15 protein-coding genes, 3 tRNA genes and 1 pseudogene are annotated in these 17344 nt (G+C 71.9%); all 19 read right to left on the reverse strand.

What is annotated here, in order from left to right:
• Positions 1-36: 36 nt before the first annotated feature.
• Positions 37-201, reverse strand: a complete 165-nt coding sequence (locus H9L41_RS25530) for a hypothetical protein (protein WP_308419597.1) — start codon at positions 199-201, stop codon at positions 37-39.
• Positions 198-1028, reverse strand: coding sequence for an alcohol dehydrogenase catalytic domain-containing protein (locus H9L41_RS05615; protein ID WP_308419598.1), 831 nt, complete (start codon positions 1026-1028; stop codon positions 198-200). Before H9L41_RS05615 ends, H9L41_RS25530 begins: the two co-directional genes overlap by 4 nt.
• Before the next feature lie 70 nt (positions 1029-1098).
• Positions 1099-1341, reverse strand: a complete 243-nt coding sequence (locus H9L41_RS05620; RefSeq protein ID WP_028447917.1) for a DUF6868 family protein — start codon at positions 1339-1341, stop codon at positions 1099-1101.
• Between the two features lie 10 nt (positions 1342-1351).
• The gene (locus H9L41_RS05625; RefSeq protein WP_028447916.1) at positions 1352-2179 is read right to left on the reverse strand and encodes a universal stress protein; all 828 of its coding nucleotides are present in this window, start codon (positions 2177-2179) and stop codon (positions 1352-1354) included.
• 145 nt (positions 2180-2324) lie between these two features.
• A complete protein-coding gene (locus H9L41_RS05630; RefSeq protein ID WP_084300582.1) occupies positions 2325-3131 on the reverse strand; it encodes a helix-turn-helix domain-containing protein in 807 nt (268 codons plus the stop codon).
• A gap of 63 nt (positions 3132-3194) precedes the next feature.
• Positions 3195-3590 (reverse strand): response regulator, encoded by a 396-nt coding sequence (locus H9L41_RS05635; protein ID WP_034608086.1) that lies wholly within the window; start codon positions 3588-3590, stop codon positions 3195-3197.
• 130 nt (positions 3591-3720) lie between these two features.
• Positions 3721-4371 (reverse strand): response regulator, encoded by a 651-nt coding sequence (locus H9L41_RS05640; RefSeq protein ID WP_028447915.1) that lies wholly within the window; start codon positions 4369-4371, stop codon positions 3721-3723.
• A 76-nt stretch (positions 4372-4447) separates the two neighbouring features.
• Positions 4448-5683, reverse strand: a pseudogene (locus tag H9L41_RS26055) (sensor histidine kinase); the annotation flags it as partial.
• Between the two features lie 396 nt (positions 5684-6079).
• Positions 6080-6153 (reverse strand) — tRNA-Cys (locus H9L41_RS05650).
• A gap of 66 nt (positions 6154-6219) precedes the next feature.
• Positions 6220-6295, reverse strand: a tRNA-Gly gene (locus tag H9L41_RS05655).
• A gap of 26 nt (positions 6296-6321) precedes the next feature.
• Positions 6322-6397: transfer RNA gene (locus H9L41_RS05660), tRNA-Gly, on the reverse strand.
• Between the two features lie 160 nt (positions 6398-6557).
• Positions 6558-7556 carry a GTP 3',8-cyclase MoaA gene (gene moaA / locus H9L41_RS05665; protein WP_028447913.1) on the reverse strand — a complete coding sequence of 333 codons (999 nt, stop codon included), beginning with the start codon at positions 7554-7556 and terminating at the stop codon, positions 6558-6560.
• Between the two features lie 106 nt (positions 7557-7662).
• The gene (locus H9L41_RS05670; RefSeq protein ID WP_051319384.1) at positions 7663-8232 is read right to left on the reverse strand and encodes an NTP transferase domain-containing protein; all 570 of its coding nucleotides are present in this window, start codon (positions 8230-8232) and stop codon (positions 7663-7665) included.
• Between the two features lie 156 nt (positions 8233-8388).
• Entirely contained in the window at positions 8389-9138 is a 750-nt protein-coding gene (gene cobA / locus H9L41_RS05675; protein WP_028447912.1) for a uroporphyrinogen-III C-methyltransferase, read from the reverse strand.
• Positions 9139-9338: 200 nt separating this feature from the next.
• The gene (locus H9L41_RS05680; RefSeq protein ID WP_187523709.1) at positions 9339-10331 is read right to left on the reverse strand and encodes a molybdopterin dinucleotide binding domain-containing protein; all 993 of its coding nucleotides are present in this window, start codon (positions 10329-10331) and stop codon (positions 9339-9341) included.
• Positions 10332-10794: 463 nt separating this feature from the next.
• Positions 10795-12279 (reverse strand): molybdopterin-dependent oxidoreductase, encoded by a 1485-nt coding sequence (locus H9L41_RS05685; RefSeq protein WP_308419600.1) that lies wholly within the window; start codon positions 12277-12279, stop codon positions 10795-10797.
• A 90-nt stretch (positions 12280-12369) separates the two neighbouring features.
• Positions 12370-12684, reverse strand: coding sequence for a nitrite reductase small subunit NirD (gene nirD / locus H9L41_RS05690; protein ID WP_028447910.1), 315 nt, complete (start codon positions 12682-12684; stop codon positions 12370-12372).
• Between the two features lie 201 nt (positions 12685-12885).
• Complete coding sequence (nirB, locus tag H9L41_RS05695) at positions 12886-15897, reverse strand: nitrite reductase large subunit NirB (RefSeq protein WP_308419601.1); 3012 nt, start codon at positions 15895-15897, stop codon at positions 12886-12888.
• Entirely contained in the window at positions 15894-17228 is a 1335-nt protein-coding gene (locus H9L41_RS05700) for a protein kinase domain-containing protein (RefSeq protein ID WP_265583943.1), read from the reverse strand. The genes nirB and H9L41_RS05700 overlap by 4 nt, the downstream gene beginning before the upstream one ends.
• Between the last annotated feature and the right edge of the window lie 116 nt (positions 17229-17344).

A 17344-nucleotide genomic window follows, 5' to 3' on the forward strand; every position in this document is an offset into this window, starting at 1 on the left:
CCGTCGCCGCCGATCGCCGTCCGGCTGGTCGCGGCTTCAGCGCATCGTCAGCACGGCGGCGCCGTTGAAACGGCCGGCGCGGAGGTCGTCGAGCGCCTGGTTGGCGTCGTCCAGCGCGTAGGGCGTCGCCTGGATGCGCAGCGGCAGTTCGGCGGCGAGCGCCATGAATTCCAGGCCGTCGGCCCGGGTCAGGTTGGTCACCGAGCGCAGCACCCGTTCGCCCAGAGCAGGGCGTAGGGGAACTGCGGGATGTCGCTCATGTGGATGCCCGCGCAGACCACGGTGCCGCCTTTGCGCACGCGGGACAGCGCCAGCGGCACCAGCTCGCCTGCCGGGGCGAACAGGATCGCCGCGTCGAGGCGCTGCGGCGGCGCGGCCGTGCTGTCGCCCGCCCAGCTCGCGCCGAGCTCCCGCGCGAAGCGCTGCGCGGCGAGATCGCCCGGCCGGGTGAAGGCGTGGACCTCGATGCCCCGGTGGCGCGCGACCTGGGCAACGATGTGCGCCGCGGCGCCGAAGCCGTACAGGCCGAGGCGCCGCGCGGCCGCGACCAGGCGGAAGGCGCGGTAGCCGATCAGCCCGGCGCAGAGCAGCGGCGCCGCCTCGATGTCGCTGTATGCGGCGGGCAGGTGGAAGCAGAAGGCGGCATCCGCCACGACCCGGTCGGCGAATCCGCCTTGCAGGGTGTAGCCGTGGAAGCGCGCCTCGGCGCACAGGTTCTCCTGCCCGGCGCGGCAGTATTCGCACTGGCCGCAGACCTGGCCGAGCCAGGGCACGCCGACGCGATCCCCCGGGCGGAAGCCCGCCACCCCGTCGCCGATCGATTCGACCACGCCGACGATCTCGTGGCCCGGCACGACCGGCAGCGCGAGGCCGGGCAGTTCCCCGTCCACCACGTGCAGGTCGGTGCGGCACACGCCGCAGGCGTGGATCCGGATGGACAGCTGTCCGGCGGCCGGCGCCGGCGTCTCGATCTCCCGGCCGGCGAGCGGAGCGCCGACGGCGACGCAGCACATGGCTCTGCTTTTCAAGGTCTTTCTCCGTGCCTGGAGGCGGCGGCCGGTCCGGTCTGGAACGCTTTGTCCATGACCGCTCCAGCGCTCAGGCCGTCAGCCGCAGCGCCAGCCAGGGCACCAGGTTGAACAGCAGGATGGCGAGCTTGTAGCCGGCCATCGCGCCGTAGTGGATGGCATCGAAGCGCACCGCCGGCAGGGCGAACCAGCGGCCGTGCAGGCGCCGCAGCCGGTCGTGGCCGAGCGCGAACACGGCGAACCAGCACAGCAGCACGCCGTAGTTGAGCAGGGTGCAGGCCAGCAGCCAGGCCTCGAGATCGTGACGGTCCATGTCCGGCTCCTCAGTGCGACATCAGCACCGGCATCTTCATCGTCGCCAGCACGGTGCGGCTGACGCCGCCCAGCATCCGTTCGCGCAGGCGGCCGTGGCCGTACAGCCCCATCACCAGCAGGTCGGCCAGTTGCTCGGTCGCCAGCGACAGCAGCATTTCGCCGGTGTCTCGCCCCGGCCCGGCCACGCGCTTGATGATCGGGTGGATGCCGCGGCGGGAGAGGAAGTCGGCCGCATCGTCGCCGGGCGCCATGTCCGCCGTCCACTCGCTGCGGTCGGGATCGATGCACAGCAGCGTGACGCGCGGCGACTCGCGCAACAGCGGCAGGGCGTCGGTCATCGCGCGCACCGCCTCGCGGCTGCCGTCCCAGGCCACCAGCGCATGCGTCAGCTGTTCGGGCCAGTCTCCGCCGCAGGGCAGCACCAGCGCCGGGCGGCCGCAGCGCAGCACGGTCGATTCGACAAAATCGGCCGGCAGGGCGGGCCTGGGTCCGTCGCCGTCGTGTTGGCCCAGTATCAGCAGATCGTGCCGGCGCGCTTCGCGGCAAGCGGCTGCGACCGGATCGCCGTCCACCTGCCGCCAGTCGGCCTCCTTGCCGACGTGCTGCTCGAACACCGTGCGGACCAGGCCGGCGCGGCGTTCGGCCTCCGCGGCCAGGCGGGACTGCAGTTCGCCGACCGGGTGGGGGCCGAGCGCGGGCGAAGGCGTCGTTACGGCCAGGAACAGCCCGGTCAGGCGGGCATGCCTGTAGCGTTCGGCCAGCCGGGCCGCGTAGCGGACCCGTTCAGCCGCATCCGCGCCGTCGGGCACATGGACCAGGATGCTGCGGTAGGACATGGTGGGGTTCTCCTCTTCGACGCCGCCTGCGTGGTGGCTGACCGGATATGTACCCCCGCCGACGCGGCGGCGACTTGACCGCAATCAACAGCCTGCGCGGAACGCTGGAGGCGCGACGCCGCGCAAGGACGGCGAGACGGCGAAGCTAGGCCGCCAGCCGGATCGGCACGATCGAGCGGACGATGCCCATCCGGTCGGCCGAGGCCCGCCGCGCATGCGGCGGCGCATTGCCGGCGCCTGCGCTCAGCCCTGCCCGGTCGAGCAGGCGGACGTGCTTGTTCTGCACGCCGATCCAGCCCATCTCCTGGAACTTGGAAAAGGCGCGGCTCACGGTTTCCAGCTTCAGGCCGAGGTAGCTGCCGATCTCTTCGCGCGTCATGCGCAGGTGGAACTCGGCCGGCGAATAGCCGCGTTCGGCCAGCCGGTGCGACAGGTCAAGCAGGAAGGCCGCCACGCGTTCCTCGGCACGCATGTTGCCCAGCAGCAGCGAGACGCCATAGCTGCGTGCGATCTCGCTGCTCATCGCGCCCAGCAGCCGCTGCTGCAGGCCGGGCAGCTCGCGGCAGGCCTGCTGCAGCCTGGCGAAGGGCAGGGCGCAGACCTGGCTGTCCTCCAGCGCGATGGCGGTGGTGCCGTGCCAGCCGGTCTGGATCGCGTCCAGGCCGATCAGGTCGCCGGCCATGTAGAAGGCGGTGACCTGCTCGCGACCGTCCTCGCTCACGATGCAGGTCTTGAAGCAGCCGCTGCGGATGGCGTACAGCTCCTTGAACGCATCGCCGGCCAGGCAGAGCGTCTTGCCGCGGCGGATCGTCAGGCTGCTCGACATCAGCGCGCCGGACACCTCCCGCGACCCGCCGGCCAGGCAGCCGTCGTGCCGCCGGCAGTCGGAGCAGGGGTGCCGGCCTCCGCCGCAGTCCGTCGCCGGGCCGAGCCGGCCCGGGCCCTGGGTCATGCCGATTTCACCTGTCGTTTCCATGGCGTACATCTCCTCCGGTCGTCGGTGCTGCGCTGCGCATCAGATTCCGGGCCTGCCGCCGCCGATCATGCGGACGACGTCCCGGATGCGTTGGAATTCGCTGCTCTTGTCGAAGAAGTACTGCGCTCCGGCCGCCAGACAGGCATCGCGATAGCGCTTGTCGGCATGGTTGGTCAGCACTGCGAACACGCTGGCGGGCACCTGCGCCTGCACGGCGCGCAATACCGTCAGGCCGTTGCCGCCGCGCAGCTGCAGGTCGAGCACCACGCAATCGGGCCGTTCGCGCAGGATGCCGACGATGGCGTCCTCCACCGTGGCCGCCTGGCCGACCAGCTCGACGCCGGACAGCGGGCCGAGCAGTTCCACCAGCCGGACGCGGATGGCGGTGGAGTCGTCGGCCAGGAAGACCCGGACCGGTTTCGTTGCGATTTCCATGGCAGCCAGTATGGGCGGCGGCCATGGGCCGGCCTATCGGCCCCGGCTGAAGCGGGTGGTCGGCGGAATCCGCTATGCGGGGTAGGCGGAAAGGGGAGGCGTGTAGGCGGCCGCCTACACGGGCGGAGGGCTAGAGCGGCTTGCCGGCTTCGTCGATCAGCCGCTGGGCGATGGCGTAGCGCACCAGCTCGGCCGGATTGCTCATGCCCATCTTCTGCAGCAGGCGGGCCTTGTGGGTGCTGACCGTCTTGACCGACAGATGCAGCCGCTCGGCGATGTCGGTGACGGCCACGCCGGCCACCAGCAGCTGGAAGACTTCGTATTCGCGGTCGGACAGGGTGGTGTGCGGCAGGCCGTGAGCCTGCGGCATGGCGTCGAGCGCGAGCTGCTCGGCCACCTCGGCGCTGATGTAGGCGCCGCCGCCGGCCACCTTGCGGATGGCCGACACCAACTGGGCCGAGGCGCTGTCCTTGGTGAGATAGCCCGAGGCGCCGGCGCGGATGGCGCGGATGGCGTACTGGCGCTCCTCGTGCATGCTCAGCACCAGGATCCGCAGCCGCGGCTTCTCGCCCTTGATCTGCTTGATCAGTTCGATCCCGCTGCGGCCCGGCATCGACATGTCGAGCAGCAGCAGCTCGAACTCCTGCTCGCGCACGCGTTGCAGGGCCTGGTGGCCGTCCTGCGCCTCGCCCACCACGGCCAGGTCGGGCGCCGCCTGCAACAGCTGCTTGAGTCCTTCGCGGACCAGCGTGTGGTCGTCGGCCAGCACGATGCGGATCATGTCGTCTCCTGTTCGGGGGCAGCGGCAGGCGCACCTCCACGCGGGTGCCGCCGCCGGGCCGGCTGTCGATCGTCGCCTCGCCGCCGAGCAGGAAGGCCCGCTCGCGCAGGCCGAGCAGGCCTAAGGAGCCCGGCCGCCGCGCCGCGTCGGGCACGAAGCCGCGACCGTCGTCGAGCACCCGGATCCGCACTTCGCCGGCGGCCTGGTCGAGGTCGATCTCGGCCCGGCTGGCTTCGGCGTGGCGCGCCACATTGGTCAGCGCCTCCTGGACGATGCGGAAGATGGCCGTCGCCATCGGGTCCCGCCAGGCCAGCGCGGGATTGCCGACCCGGAATACGCAGGGGATGCCGGTGCGTTCGCTGAAGTTGTCGGCCAGCCATTCGATGCCGGCGACCACGCCCAGGTCGTCGAGGATCAGGGGCCGCAGCTCGGTGGCCAGGCGGCGGGTGGCCTTCACGGTATCGTCGAGCAGCGCCTCCATGCCGGCCAGCTTGCCCTGCACCGCCGCTTCGGCCGGCAGGCGCTCTCTGAGCCAGCCGACGTCCATCTTGAGCGCGGTCAGCGCCTGGCCCAGCTCGTCGTGCAGCTCGCGCGCGATGCGGCTCTGTTCCTGCTCGCGCATGGTATGGGCCGCCGCCGCCATCGCCTGCACCTCCTCCTTGGAGTGGCGCAGCGCCTCCTCGGTGCGGACCCGCTCGGTGACGTCGCGCAGGATCACGGTGTAGAAGCGTGCGCCGTGCTCCTCGACCTGGGAGATCGAGGCGTCGATCGGGAATTCCTCGCCGTTGCGGCGCAGCCCGGTGATGATGCGGGCCGCGCCCATCCGGCGCGAGCTGACGCCGGTGGCGCCGAACTGGCGGATGTGCTCCCGGTGAACGGCGCGATAGCGGTCGGGCAGGAACCAGTCGAGCGGCGCGCCGATCGCGCTGTCGCGCGGGCAGCCGAACATCGCTTCGGCGGCGGCGTTGAACAGCACCACGCGCTGCGATTGGTCGATGGTGATGATGGCATCCATGGCCGATTCGACGATGCCGCCGATGCGCGCCTCGACATCGCGCAAGGCCGCGTGGGCCGCGCGGTCGGCGACGGTCTGTCGATGCAGCCACCACAGGTCCAGGGCGGCCAGCGCCAGGCCCAGCAGGGCGGCGAGCGCGAGCGGTAGGGGAGAGGGCCAGCGCAGCAGGCCCGCGATCAGTACGGCTGCGATCAGCAGCAGGCCGGCCAGCTGCATGTGCACGAACCGGCCGGCCGGACCGGTTCGTCGTGCAGCCGACCGCTCGAATGGCGACGTACGCACGGCGTCCTCCTTCATGACACGCGCCGTCGGCGCGCACCGAATTGAAATGGTTGGCCGAATCTAAGCCGGTTTCGCCACGCCGCTCAAGCTGCGTCGACTGCGGCCTCGGGCGTTGTCTTTTTTCGGTGCAGCGCCGGCGGCCCGGACTGGTCCTGGAGCCAGGCGGCACAAGGGCTTGGCCGTCTTTCGCCCGGCCCGGTCCGGTGAGCGTACGCCAGCGGCTTTGCAGCCCCGAGGCCGGTGCACCCGCTTTTTGGCAACCTTCCCGCTCGCCTTTCCGGTTTGGAAGATGGCGCAGGCGCTGGCCTGTCGACGGACGTCTTGTCCGTCAAGCGAGTGGCGTGGGGTGGTTTCAGGCGGCTAAAAGCATTCAGGCCCACCTGGCGGCGGGCCTGAGCGTTCTGCTTGATCTGGAGGCGGGTACCGGAATCGAACCGATGTGGACGGATTTGCAATCCGCTGCATAACCACTTTGCTAACCCGCCATCGACACCCGGGCGGGCGCCGAGACGAAAAAGGGAAAGTAGACACTTTCCCTTTTTTCTAGAAGCTGGAGCGGGAGAAGAGTCTCGAACTCTCGACCTCAACCTTGGCAAGGTTGCGCTCTACCAACTGAGCTACTCCCGCATGGCAATCACACATTCGAAGCAGTTTGGAGCGGGAGAAGAGTCTCGAACTCTCGACCTCAACCTTGGCAAGGTTGCGCTCTACCAACTGAGCTACTCCCGCTTCGCTTTCGCTTGTGTGTTGCGAAGAGCCGCCATTATAGGGAGGCGAAAAATCGTGTCAAGCATCGAGCAGCGTTTATTTGCATTCTTCTGCATCAATCATACTAAGTCATTGTTCTGAAATGCGGCCGCTTCCGGCAGCGATTCGCTCCGCCGCCGCCTCAGCCGCCGGTGGCCGACATGAAGCGCACGATCTTGCCCGGCTTTTCGCGGAATTCGTGGCGTTCGGGCTTGCGCTCGATGGCCTGGCGCAGCGCGGCCTCGAGGCCGGCGTCGTCGATGCCGCCGCGCAAGAGCGGCCGCAGCTCGAGCTTGTCGTCCTGGCCCAGGCACAGGTAGAGCGTGCCGTCGACCGACAGCCGCACGCGGTTGCAGGTGGCGCAGAAGTGCTGCGAGATCGGCGTGATGGCGCCGAGCGTGAAGCCGCCGTCGCGGCTTTGCCAGTAGCGCGCCGGGCCGCCGCCGAGCTCGCGTGCGCTCGGAGCCAGGTCGAAGCGCTGCGCCAGCGCGGCGATCACCTGCTGCAGGTCGACGTGTCGCGAGGCGCGGCCGCTGTCGCCGACCGGCATGGTCTCGATCAGCCGCAGGATGAAGCCGCGTTCGATGCAGAAGGCGACCATGGCCTCGATCTCGTCGTCGTTCACGCCGGCCTGCACCACCATGTTGAGCTTGATCGGGGCGAAGCCCTGCGCGCACGCGGCGTCGAGCCCGGCCAGCACCTCGCCGAGCACGTCGCGGCCGGCGATCGCGGCGATCCGTTCGGCCTGCAGCGAATCGAGGCTGACGTTGATCCGGCGCACGCCGGCGGCGCGCAGCGCGGCGGCATGGCGGTCGAGCCGGGTGGCGTTGGTGGACAGCGACAGGTCGTCGACGCCGGGCAGGGCGCCGAGCCGGGCCGCCAGCAGCGGCAGGTCGCGCCGCAGCAGCGGTTCGCCGCCGGTCAGCCGCAGGCGGCGCACGCCGAGCCGGGCGAAGGCGGCGACCACCCGCTCGATCTCGTCGAACGTCAGCCAGTTGGCCGGTTCCTCGAATCCCTTGAAACCCTTGGGCATGCAGTAGCTGCAGCGCAGGTCGCAGCGGTCGGTCACGCTCAGGCGCAGGTAGTCGATGCGGCGGCCGTGGCCGTCGAGCAGGACTGGGGTGGAGGTGGGCGCGTTCATACGGACTGGGTCGGACGAGATTGCTGCGGATGACGCCCAGTGTAGGCGCTTTGCGCCCTGGCGGGTTCCGGCCGCCGATCGGCCGGGACGCGGCGGAAGGGTCGCGCTACGCCGCGACCGGGCAGAACGCGGCGCCGTCGGCGAAGGTCACCGCCACGCCGCCCGGCTCGCGCAGCCAGTCGACCAGGTCGATGCGCGGCGCGGCCAGCCGCCGGCGCAGCTGCGGCAGCACGCGGTGGGTGAGCAGGCAGACGCCCGAGGGCTCGATGCCGTCGCACACCGCGTAGGCGTACGGCGCGTCGCTGAGCGCCAGTGGCCGCCACAGCTTGGCGGCGGCGTCGAACGGCAGCTCGGGCAGGTCGCACGGCACCACCAGCAGGCAGTCGGCGTCGCTGGCGCTCAGCGCGGCTTCGAGCGCGGCCAGCGGGCCGGGCCAGTCGGCGAAATTGTCGGCGACCGGCTCGAAGCCGAGCCGGCGATAGCTGTCGTGATGGTCGTTGGCGCTGGCGAACACCGTGTCGGGCAGGCAGCTCTGCCGCTGCAGCCGCTCGCGCGCATGCAGCGCCAGCGGGCGGCCGCCGTGCAGCGCCAAGCCCTTGTCGCCGTGCGGGCGCTGGCGGCTGGCGCAGAGGATCAGCGCATCGAGTTCGGGTTGCCACGGTACCGAGATGGTCATGCCGATTTCCTTGGGGCGTAAGGGCCAGGTCATGCCGGCGCGCGATGCGAACGGCATGTTGCACTGCGGCAGTCTCAGCCATTTCGGATGCCGGTGAAAGTCTGCCGGCCAGGCTGCCGTCAACTGTTGCTGCGCCGCCGCAAATTCCGGTCGTTTTCATGCTGCGCAGCGCTCCGGCAGGGCCGTGCCGGCGTCGGCCAGCGCCGCGACCTGGCCGATCACCACGATGGCCGGGCTGCCCATCGCGGCGGCGCGCGCAGCCTGCGGCAGCCGGCCCAGCGTGGTGGCCAGCCGGCGCTCGTCGGGCAGGGTGGCGCGCTCGATCACCGCGGCCGGGGTGGCGGCGGCCAGGCCGGCCGCGATCAGGCCGGCCGCCATGCCGTCGAGGTGGCGCATGCCCATGTAGACCACCAGCGTGGTGTCGAGCCCGGCCAGCGCGGCCCAGTCGGGTTCGCCGCCGTCCTGGGTGTGGCCGGTGACGAAGGTGACGCCGCGGCAGGCGTCGCGGTGGGTCAGCGGGATGCCGGCCGCGGTGGCGGCGGCGAGGCCGGCGGTGATGCCGTTGACCACCTCGTGGCGGATGCCGGCGGCGCGCAGCGCCTCGACTTCCTCGCCGCCGCGGCCGAACACGAACGGGTCGCCGCCCTTGAGCCGGCCGACCACGCGGCCCTGGCGGGCGTGGCGCAGCATCAGCCGGGTGATGAAATCCTGCGGCGTGGAGCGGCAGCCGCCGCGCTTGCCGACCGCCACGATGCGCGCGTCGGGCCGGGCGTGGGCCAGTACCGCGCGGTTGACCAGGTCGTCGACCAGCAGCACGTCGCAGGCGCCGATGGCGCGCACGGCCTTGAGGGTGAGCAGCTCGGGATCGCCGGGGCCGGCGCCGATGAGGTAGACCTGGGTGGACATCGCGTGCTCCTGGCGGTCGGGTTGACTGGAAATCGGAAGGCGGAAGTCGCCGAGGCCGTGGCAATGGTCGGGTGCGAGGTCACTGGGCGGCCTGGCAGGTCGGGCTTCATGCCCGACAGCGCCATCTGCCAAGGGCGCTGTCGGGCGTAAAGCCCGACCTAGGGGAGCGTCCGGCGTCGCTGCGGTCGACGGGCGCATCGCTAGGCCGCCTCGCCTGCGATGGCCGGGCGCGGCGCGGCCGCCATGCGCTTGAGCTCGGGGATGCAGGAGCCGCACTTGCTGCCGCAGCCGAGCCGCGCCTTGAGGCCGTCGAGGTCGCAGCCCTCGGCCAGCGCGGCCTCGATCGCGTCGGCGGCGACGTCCATGCAGTTGCAGACCACCTTGCCGCGGCTCTGCTGGCCGCTCGGCGGCGAGGCCAGCGGCGCCAGCAGCCAGGGCCGCAATGCGGCCGCCTCGGCGCCTTCGGCGATCAACTGCCTGAGCCAGTCCTGCGCCGCCGTCTCGCCGCACAGGCGGATGCCGACCAGCCGGCCGGCGCGGATCTCGGCGTGCTTCTCCACGCCGCGGCGCGCGTCGCGGTAGCTCAGCGTGGCGAGCGGATCGTCGAAGCCGAACACCGCGTCGAGCCGGGCCAGGAAATCGGCCGGCGGCGCAGCGCGATGGGCCAGCCGCAGGATCACCGCCGGCCGTTCGCGCCCGAACAGGCCGACCGTGCCGTAGTCGAAGCCGGCCAGCAGCGCGGCGGCGCGGTGCATCAGCGCGACCGCGTCGGCGCTCTGCTTCATCGCCACCGCCTGCCACGGCAGCTCGGCGCGTTCGAGCCGCACCGCGGCGTGCTTGAGCTCGGGCTGCTTCGACACCGGGTCGACCTTGGCCAGCGTCAGCGCATTGCTGCCGTCGCCGGCCATGAAGCGGCCCGACCAGTGCATCGGCAGGAACACCTCGCCGCGGCGCTGGGCGTCGCTGGCCTCGACCCGCAGCACCAGGCTGCCGCGGCGGCTCCTGATGCGCGCCAGCGTGCCGGGCGCGATGCGGGCGGCGGCCAGGTCGGCCGGGTGGACCGCCAGCCGCGGCTCGTCGGCGTGGCTGAACAGCCGGGCCACGGTGCCGGTGCGGCTCATGCCGTGCCATTGGTCGCGCAGCCGGCCGGTGTTCAGGCGCAGCGGGTAGCGCGCGTCGGTCTTCTCGGCCACCGGCAGGTAGTCGAGCGCGACGAAGCGGGCGCGGCCGCTCGCGGTGGGGAAGCGGCCGTCGGCGTAGAGCCGCGCGGTGCCGTGGGCGGCGCCGGCGGGGTAGGGCCATTGCTGCGGGCCCTGGGCATCGAGCAGGGCGTAGCCGAGGCCGCCGATGTCGAGGTCGCGGCCGGCGGTGGTGCGCTTGTGTTCTTCGAAGATCGATTCGGGGTCGGCATAGGGGAAGAGCGTGCGGCCGCGGGGGACCGGCGCGCCGCCCTCCCTCTCTCCCTGGGAGAGGGCCGGGGTGAGGGGGCGCGGTTCAGGCTGGACTGCGTGCTCCAGCGCGATCGGAATGGTCAGCGCTGTATTTTCCGGTGTGTACGAAGCGGTCTGCGCGCTTTTCTCCGGCAGCGAGCGCTCCGCCGGCGCTCCCTCACCCCCGGCCCCTCTCCCGGGGGAGAGGGGAGCGGCAGGTCGGACTTCAGTCCGGCGGCGTTCTTGGCCGACGGTGCCGCCGGACTGGGGCCGGCCTGGCCGGCAGGCGCCGTTCCAGCCGGCGGGCGAAATCGGCCGCGATTTGCCAATCGTGGCGCGCCTCGCCCGGCGCCGGCACGGCGGCGTGCACGCGGGTGATGCGGCGTTCGGAATTGGTCACCGTGCCGTCCTTCTCGGCCCAGCTCGAGGCCGGCAGCAGCAGGTCGGCGTAGGCGGTGGTGTCGGTGTGGGCGTAGGCCTCCTGCACCACCACGAATTCGGCGGCCGCCAGCGCGCGGCGCACCTGGGCGCTGTCGGGCATCGAGTGGGCCGGGTTGGTGCAGGCGATCCACACCGCCTTGATCTCGCCGCGCTCGACCGCCTCGAACAGTTCCACCGCGGTCTTGCCCGGCCGCTCCGGCACCGACGGCACGCCCCACAGCGCGGCGACCTCGGCGCGGTGCTGCGGGTCGGCCAGGTCGCGGTGGCCCGACAGCAGGTTGGCCATGCCGCCGACCTCGCGGCCGCCCATCGCGTTGGGCTGGCCGGTCAGGCTGAACGGCCCGGCGCCGGGCCGGCCGAGCTGGCCGGTGGCGAGGTGCAGGTGGATCAGCGCGGCATTCTTGTCGGTGCCGTGGCTGGACTGGTTGAGCCCCATGCACCACAGCGACAGCGCGGCCGGCGCGGTGCCGAACCATTCGGCCGCGCGCACGATGTCGTCGGGCCGGATGCCGCACAGCTCGGCGGCGAAGCGCGGCGTGTATTCGCGGATGCGGCGCTTGAGCGCCTCGAAGCCCTCGGTGTGGGCGGCGATGTAGTCCTCGGCGATCCAGCCTTCCCACACCAGCACGTTGAGCATGGCGTGGAACAGCGCGACGTCGGTGCCGGGCAGGATGGCCAGGTGCAGGTCGGCCAGCTCGGCGCTGTCGGTGCGGCGCGGATCGACCACGATCAGCTTCATGCCGGGCCGCGCCGCCTTGGCCTCCTCGATGCGGCGGAACAGCACCGGGTGGGCATAGGCCGGGTTGGCGCCGGCGATCAGCAGGCAGTCGGCCAGCGCCAGATCCTCGTAGCTGCACGGCGGCGCGTCGGCGCCGAGCGTGGCCTTGTAGCCGGCCACCGCGCTGGACATGCACAGCCGCGAATTGGTGTCGATGTTGTTGCTGCCGATCAGGCCCTTGGCCAGCTTGTTGAAGACGTAGTAGTCCTCGGTCAGCAGCTGGCCGGAGATATAGAAGGCGACGGCGTCGGGGCCGTGCTCGGCGACGATCGCGGCGAAGCGGTCGGCGGCGTGGTCGAGCGCGGTGTTCCAGTCGACCCGGCGGCGCGCTTCGCTGCGCGCGGTGCGCAGCTCGGGATGCAGCGCGCGGCCCTGGCGCATGTCGGTCAGGTGCAGGGTGGCGCCCTTGCTGCACAGCCGGCCGAAGTTGGCCGGGTGGTCGGGATCGCCCTCGACCTGGACGACCCGGTCGCCGTCGGCGTGGATCAGCACGCCGCAGCCGGTGCCGCAGTAGCAGCAGGTCGATTTGACGATGTGGGGGCGGGCATGCGCGGGCTCCGGTGATCGGCGGGCGGGACGAGGTCAGGCGTCGGTGTCGAGGTAGACCTCGCCGCCTTCGAGCCGCACCGGGTAGCGGCGCGCGCAGCCGACGTCGGGCGCCTGCGCCTGGCCGCAGCCGAGGCCGATCTGCCAGCCGTGCAGCGGGCAGGCGACGGTGTCGCCGTAGACGATGCCCTGCGACAGCGGGCCGCCCTTGTGCGGGCAGCGGTCCTCGAGCGCGAAGACGGCGTCGGCGGCGGTGCGGAACACGGCGATGTCGCCGGCCGGGTGGCGCACCACGCGGGCGCCGAGCGGGGGGATTTCGGTTAGCGGGCAGATGTGTTTCCAGGTGCTCATGTCTGATCCTTGTGAGGTGGGAGGGGTGAGGGTGAGGTGTAACCCCATCCCCACCCCGGCCCTCCCCTTGAAGGGGAGGGAGTGATGCGGTGACGCCTGAACGATCGTCGACGGTTCCGATCGATGCGGCCTGCTCCTCCCCCTTCAAGGGGGAGGTTGGGTGGGGGGTGGGGTTACACCTCACCCCTCACTCCTGACCCCTCACGCGCCGATCGCCTCGTACTCATGCCGCTGCGCCCCGCGCACCCGCTCGGCCCAAGGGTCCTGGCCGAAGCTCAGCGCATACTTCAGCCGCTCGAACAGCTCGCGCCGGCGGCCGGCGTCCTCCACCACCTGGCGGCGCGCATGCTCCAGGCCGACGCGCGCCAGGTAGTGCACCGTGCGTTCGAGGTAGAAGCCCTCCTCGCGGTAGAGCTGCAGGAAGGCGCCGCTGTACTCCATCACCTCCTCGGCGCTGGCCACCTTGGCGAAGAACTGGGCGACCTCGGTCTTGATGCCGCCGTTGCCGCCGACGTACAGCTCCCAGCCCGATTCCACCCCGATCACGCCGACGTCCTTGATGCCGGCCTCGGCGCAGTTGCGCGGGCAGCCGCTGACCGCCAGCTTCACCTTGTGCGGGCTCCACATGCAGGCCAGCATGGTTTCGAGGTCGATGCCCATCTGCGTGCTGTTCTGCGTGCCGAAGCGGCAGAACTCCGATCCGACGCAGGTCTTCACCGTGCGGATCGACTTGCCGTAGGCGTGGCCGCTCGGCATGTCCAGGTCGCGCCAGACGCCGACCAGGTCTTCCTTCTTCACGCCCAGCAGGTCGATACGCTGGCCGCCGGTCACCTTCACCAGCGGGATGCGGTACTTGTCGGCCACGTCGGCGATGCGGCGCAGCTCGGCCGCGTTGGTGACGCCGCCCTTCATCTGCGGCACCACCGAGTAGGTGCCGTCCTTCTGGATGTTGGCGTGCACCCGCTCGTTGACGAAGCGGCTCTGCGGGTCGTCCTGCGCCTCGCCGGGCCAGGTCGAGATCAGGTAGTAGTTGAGCGCCGGCCGGCACGAGGCGCAGCCGTTCGGGGTGCGCCATTCGAGCGCGCGCATGGTGTCGGGGATGGTCAGCAGGTGCCGCTCGCGGATCGCGTCGCGCACCGCCTGGTGGGTGCGGTCGGTGCAGCCGCACACCGTGCGGGTCTTGGGCGTGGCGTCGAAGCTCGAACCGAGGCAGTTCATCAGGATCTGCTCGCACAGGCCGGCGCAGGAGCCGCACGAGCCCGAGGCCTTGGTGTGCTTCTTCACCTCGTCCAGCGTGGTCAGGCCCTGCTCGCGGATCGCCTTGACGATGACGCCCTTCTTCACGCCGTTGCAGCCGCACACCTCGGCGTCGTCGGCCATCGCCGCGGCGCGGTTCTCGCCGGCGTGGCCGGTGTCGCCGAGGTTCTGCTCGCCCCACATCAGGTGGTCGCGCATCGCGCCGACCGGGGCGCCGTCCTTGAGCAGGCGGAAGTACCAGGCGCCGTCGGCGGTGTCGCCGTAGAGGCAGGCGCCGATCAGCCGGTCGTCCTTCAGCACCAGCTTCTTGTAGACGCCGCCGACCGGGTCGGCCAGCGTGATCTCCTCGCAGCCTTCGCCGCCCATGAAGTCGCCGGCCGAGAACAGGTCGATGCCGGTGACCTTGAGCTTGGTCGACAGCACCGAGCCGGTGTAGCGGCCATAGCCCCAGCCGGCCAGGTGGTTGGCGCAGACGCGCGCCTGCTCGAACAAGGGCGCCACCAGGCCGTAGGCGGTGCCGCGGTGGTTCACGCATTCGCCGACCGCGTAGATGCGCGGGTCGAAGGTCTGCAGCGTGTCGCTGACCACGATGCCGCGGCTGCACTGCAGGCCGGCCGATTCGGCCAGCTCGGTGTTGGGGCGGATGCCGACCGCCATCACCACCAGGTCGGCCGGGATCTCCTCGCCGTCCTTGAAGCGCAGCGCGGCGACCCGGCCCGGCTCGGCCGCGCCGGGACCGGCGCCGACCAGTTCGGCGGTCTGCTTCTGCAGCGCGAACTTCAGCCCGCGCTGCTCCAGCGAGGCCTGCAGCAGCTTGCCGGCGACGCGGTCGAGCTGGCGTTCGAGCAGCCATTCGCCGATGTGCACCACCGTCACGTCCATGCCGCGCAGCTTGAGCCCGTTGGCGGCCTCGAGGCCCAGCAGGCCGCCGCCGATCACCACCGCGTGCTTGTAGCGGCCGGCCGCCGCGATCATCGCCTCGGTATCGGCGATGTCGCGGTAGCTGATCACGCCGGGCAGATCGCGCCCCGGCACCGGCAGCACGAACGGTTTGGAGCCGGTGGCGATCAGCAGCCGGTCGTAGTGCGCCTCGCTGCCGTCGTCGGCGTGGACGATGCGGCGCAGCCGGTCGATCTTGACCGCCTTGCGGCCCAGGCGCAGGTCGATGCCGTGCTCGGCGTACCACTCGAGCGGGTTGAGGACGATCTCGTCGACCGTCTGCTCGCCGGCCAGCACCGGCGACAGCAGGATGCGGTTGTAGTTGGGGTGCGGCTCCTCGCCGAACACGGTGATCTCGTAGCGGTTCGGCGTGAGCTTGAACAGTTCTTCCAGCGTGCGTACGCCGGCCATGCCGTTGCCGATCATCACGAGTTTCAGTTTTTGCATGGCTGGGCTCCGGGGAGGCGCCGTCCGCGCAGGCGGCGGCTGGGGTGGATTGCATGGGTTTGGAATGCGGACCTGGAGAGGCGAAGGGCAGGGCGAGCGGCGGGGCGAGGGAAGCCAGGCCGGCCGTGCGCAGCGGCCTGGCGGCGGCCGGCGCCGCGGGCTGCTTCGCCTGCTCCCTGGCGGGCCCCCGTGTTTCGACGCGGGACTTCGTTTTTGCGCGGCGGCCGGTTCGCGGCTCAGCAGGGCGAACAGCAGCACGACGTTGCAGCCGAGCGAGGCCAGCGCCAGCGCCTGCCACAGCCGGCCCGGCGCGCGCCGGGCCAGCGGGCTGCGGCGCGCCACCGCCAGCGGCCGCGCCTCGCCGAGCTCGAGCGCCAGCCGCAGCTCCTCGGCGGTCTCGAAGCGCTGCGCCGGATCGCGCGCCACCGCCTTGAGCAGCACGCTTTCGAGCCACACCGGCAGGTCGGGCCGGTAGCGCGTCGGCGGCACCGGGTCGCCGAACTGCGGCGCCTGGAACGGCTCGATCTCGCCGTAGGGATAGCGCCGCGTCAGCGCGTGGTAGAGCGTCACGCCGGCCGCGTACAGGTCGCTGCCCGCGCCGGCCGCGCCGCCGGCGAACAGCTCGGGCGCCAGGTAGCTCGGCGTGCCCGGCGTCTCGCCGCGCTCGGCGGTGATGCCGGGCAGTGCGCCACGCCGAGGTCCAGGAGGCGCAGCCGGCCGTCCGGGTCGAGGTGCAGGTTGGCCGGCTTGACGTCGCGGTGGACGATGTCGAGCCGGTGCAGCGCGCCGAGCGCGCGCGCCAGCCGCAGGCCGATGCGCACCGCCTCGGCCGCGCCGATCCGCTCGCCGCGCTCGAGCCGGGCCGCCAGCGTCTCGCCCGGGTACCAGCGCATCGCCAGCAGCAGCCACTGGCGGTCGGCCGGTTCGACCGGCTCGGGCAGGTAGCGGCTGGCGGCGCGCTGCAGCAGCCAGCCCTCGGTCAGCAGGTCCTCGGCCTGGGCCGGGTCCTGCGCCGCCAGCGCGGTCAGGGTCTTGAGCACCACGCGCTGGCCCTGGCCGTCGCGCGCCAGGTAGACCAGGCTGCTGCGGCTCTCGGCCAGCAGCGCCTCGACGGTGAAGCCGGCGATCGCCTGGCCGGGCCTGAGCCGCGGCGGCACCGCGCGGCCGGCGGCGCCGGCCACTTCGTCGAGCAGCCGGCCGGCCGGCAGCGACTCGACCCGCAGCACCACGGCCGAGACGTTGTCCTGCGAGCCGGCCGCCAGCGCCGCCGCGACCAGCGCCTCGGCGGCGCGCTGCGGCGCGTCGTGCAGTTGCAGCAGCCGGTGCACCTCGGCATCGCCGAGCGGCTCCCACACGCCGTCGCACAGCAGCGCGAACACGTCGCCGGCCGCCAGCTCGCCGTCGCGGAAATCGGCCACCAGGTGGGCATCGAGCCCGACCGCGCGCTTGAGCACGTGGCTGAAGCCGGCGTGCTGCCAGACGTGGTCCTCGCTCAGCTGCTCGCAGCGGCCGCCGCGCAGCAGGTAGGCGCGGCTGTCGCCGACGTGGGCCAGCGTGTAGCGGCGGCCGCGCAGCACCAGCGCGGTCAGGGTGGTGGCCAGCGGCTCGCCGTGGCGGGCCTGGCCCTGCAGCCACAGGTTCTGCGCCGCCAGCACGCGGTCGAGCGCATGGGCCGGCTCCCAGGTATCGGGCGTGGCGTAGTAGTCGGCCGCCAGGCCCTTCACCGTGGCCTGGGCCGCCAGCCGGCCGTCGGCCGACTGGCTGACGCCGTCGGCCAGCGCCGCCAGCCAGCCCTTGGCCGCTTCGAGTCCGGCCGGCGGCTCGATCACCGCGACGGCGTCCTCGTTGCGCGGCTTGCGGCCGGTTTCGCTGGCGGTGCCGATGGCGAGCGCGAGCATCATGCCGACTCCCGTCCCGGAGCAACGCCTGATCGACTGCACGTTCTAGCGAGCGCAGCGAGGCTCCCTCTGGACCACCCCACAAAGCCTTCGACTTTGTGGGGACCCCGGCGCGGCGA

Origin of the sequence: Chitinimonas koreensis (genome assembly GCF_014353015.1) — a bacterium.
In the GTDB taxonomy this organism is placed as follows: Bacteria; Pseudomonadota; Gammaproteobacteria; order Burkholderiales; family Chitinimonadaceae; genus Chitinimonas; species Chitinimonas koreensis.

What these genes read in the sequence shown, in the direction of transcription:
- H9L41_RS05635 (WP_034608086.1), bottom strand. Translation starts at nt 3,590, where the DNA reads ATGGAAATCGCAACGAAACCGGTCCGGGTCTTCCTGGCCGACGACTCC.
- H9L41_RS05630 (WP_084300582.1), bottom strand. Translation starts at nt 3,131, where the DNA reads ATGACCCAGGGCCCGGGCCGGCTCGGCCCGGCGACGGACTGCGGCGGA.
- H9L41_RS05700 (WP_265583943.1), bottom strand. Translation starts at nt 17,228, where the DNA reads ATGATGCTCGCGCTCGCCATCGGCACCGCCAGCGAAACCGGCCGCAAG.
- moaA (WP_028447913.1), bottom strand. Translation starts at nt 7,556, where the DNA reads ATGAACGCGCCCACCTCCACCCCAGTCCTGCTCGACGGCCACGGCCGC.
- nirD (WP_028447910.1), bottom strand. Translation starts at nt 12,684, where the DNA reads ATGAGCACCTGGAAACACATCTGCCCGCTAACCGAAATCCCCCCGCTC.
- H9L41_RS05640 (WP_028447915.1), bottom strand. Translation starts at nt 4,371, where the DNA reads ATGATCCGCATCGTGCTGGCCGACGACCACACGCTGGTCCGCGAAGGA.
- H9L41_RS05620 (WP_028447917.1), bottom strand. Translation starts at nt 1,341, where the DNA reads ATGGACCGTCACGATCTCGAGGCCTGGCTGCTGGCCTGCACCCTGCTC.
- H9L41_RS05670 (WP_051319384.1), bottom strand. Translation starts at nt 8,232, where the DNA reads ATGACCATCTCGGTACCGTGGCAACCCGAACTCGATGCGCTGATCCTC.
- cobA (WP_028447912.1), bottom strand. Translation starts at nt 9,138, where the DNA reads ATGTCCACCCAGGTCTACCTCATCGGCGCCGGCCCCGGCGATCCCGAG.
- H9L41_RS05625 (WP_028447916.1), bottom strand. Translation starts at nt 2,179, where the DNA reads ATGTCCTACCGCAGCATCCTGGTCCATGTGCCCGACGGCGCGGATGCG.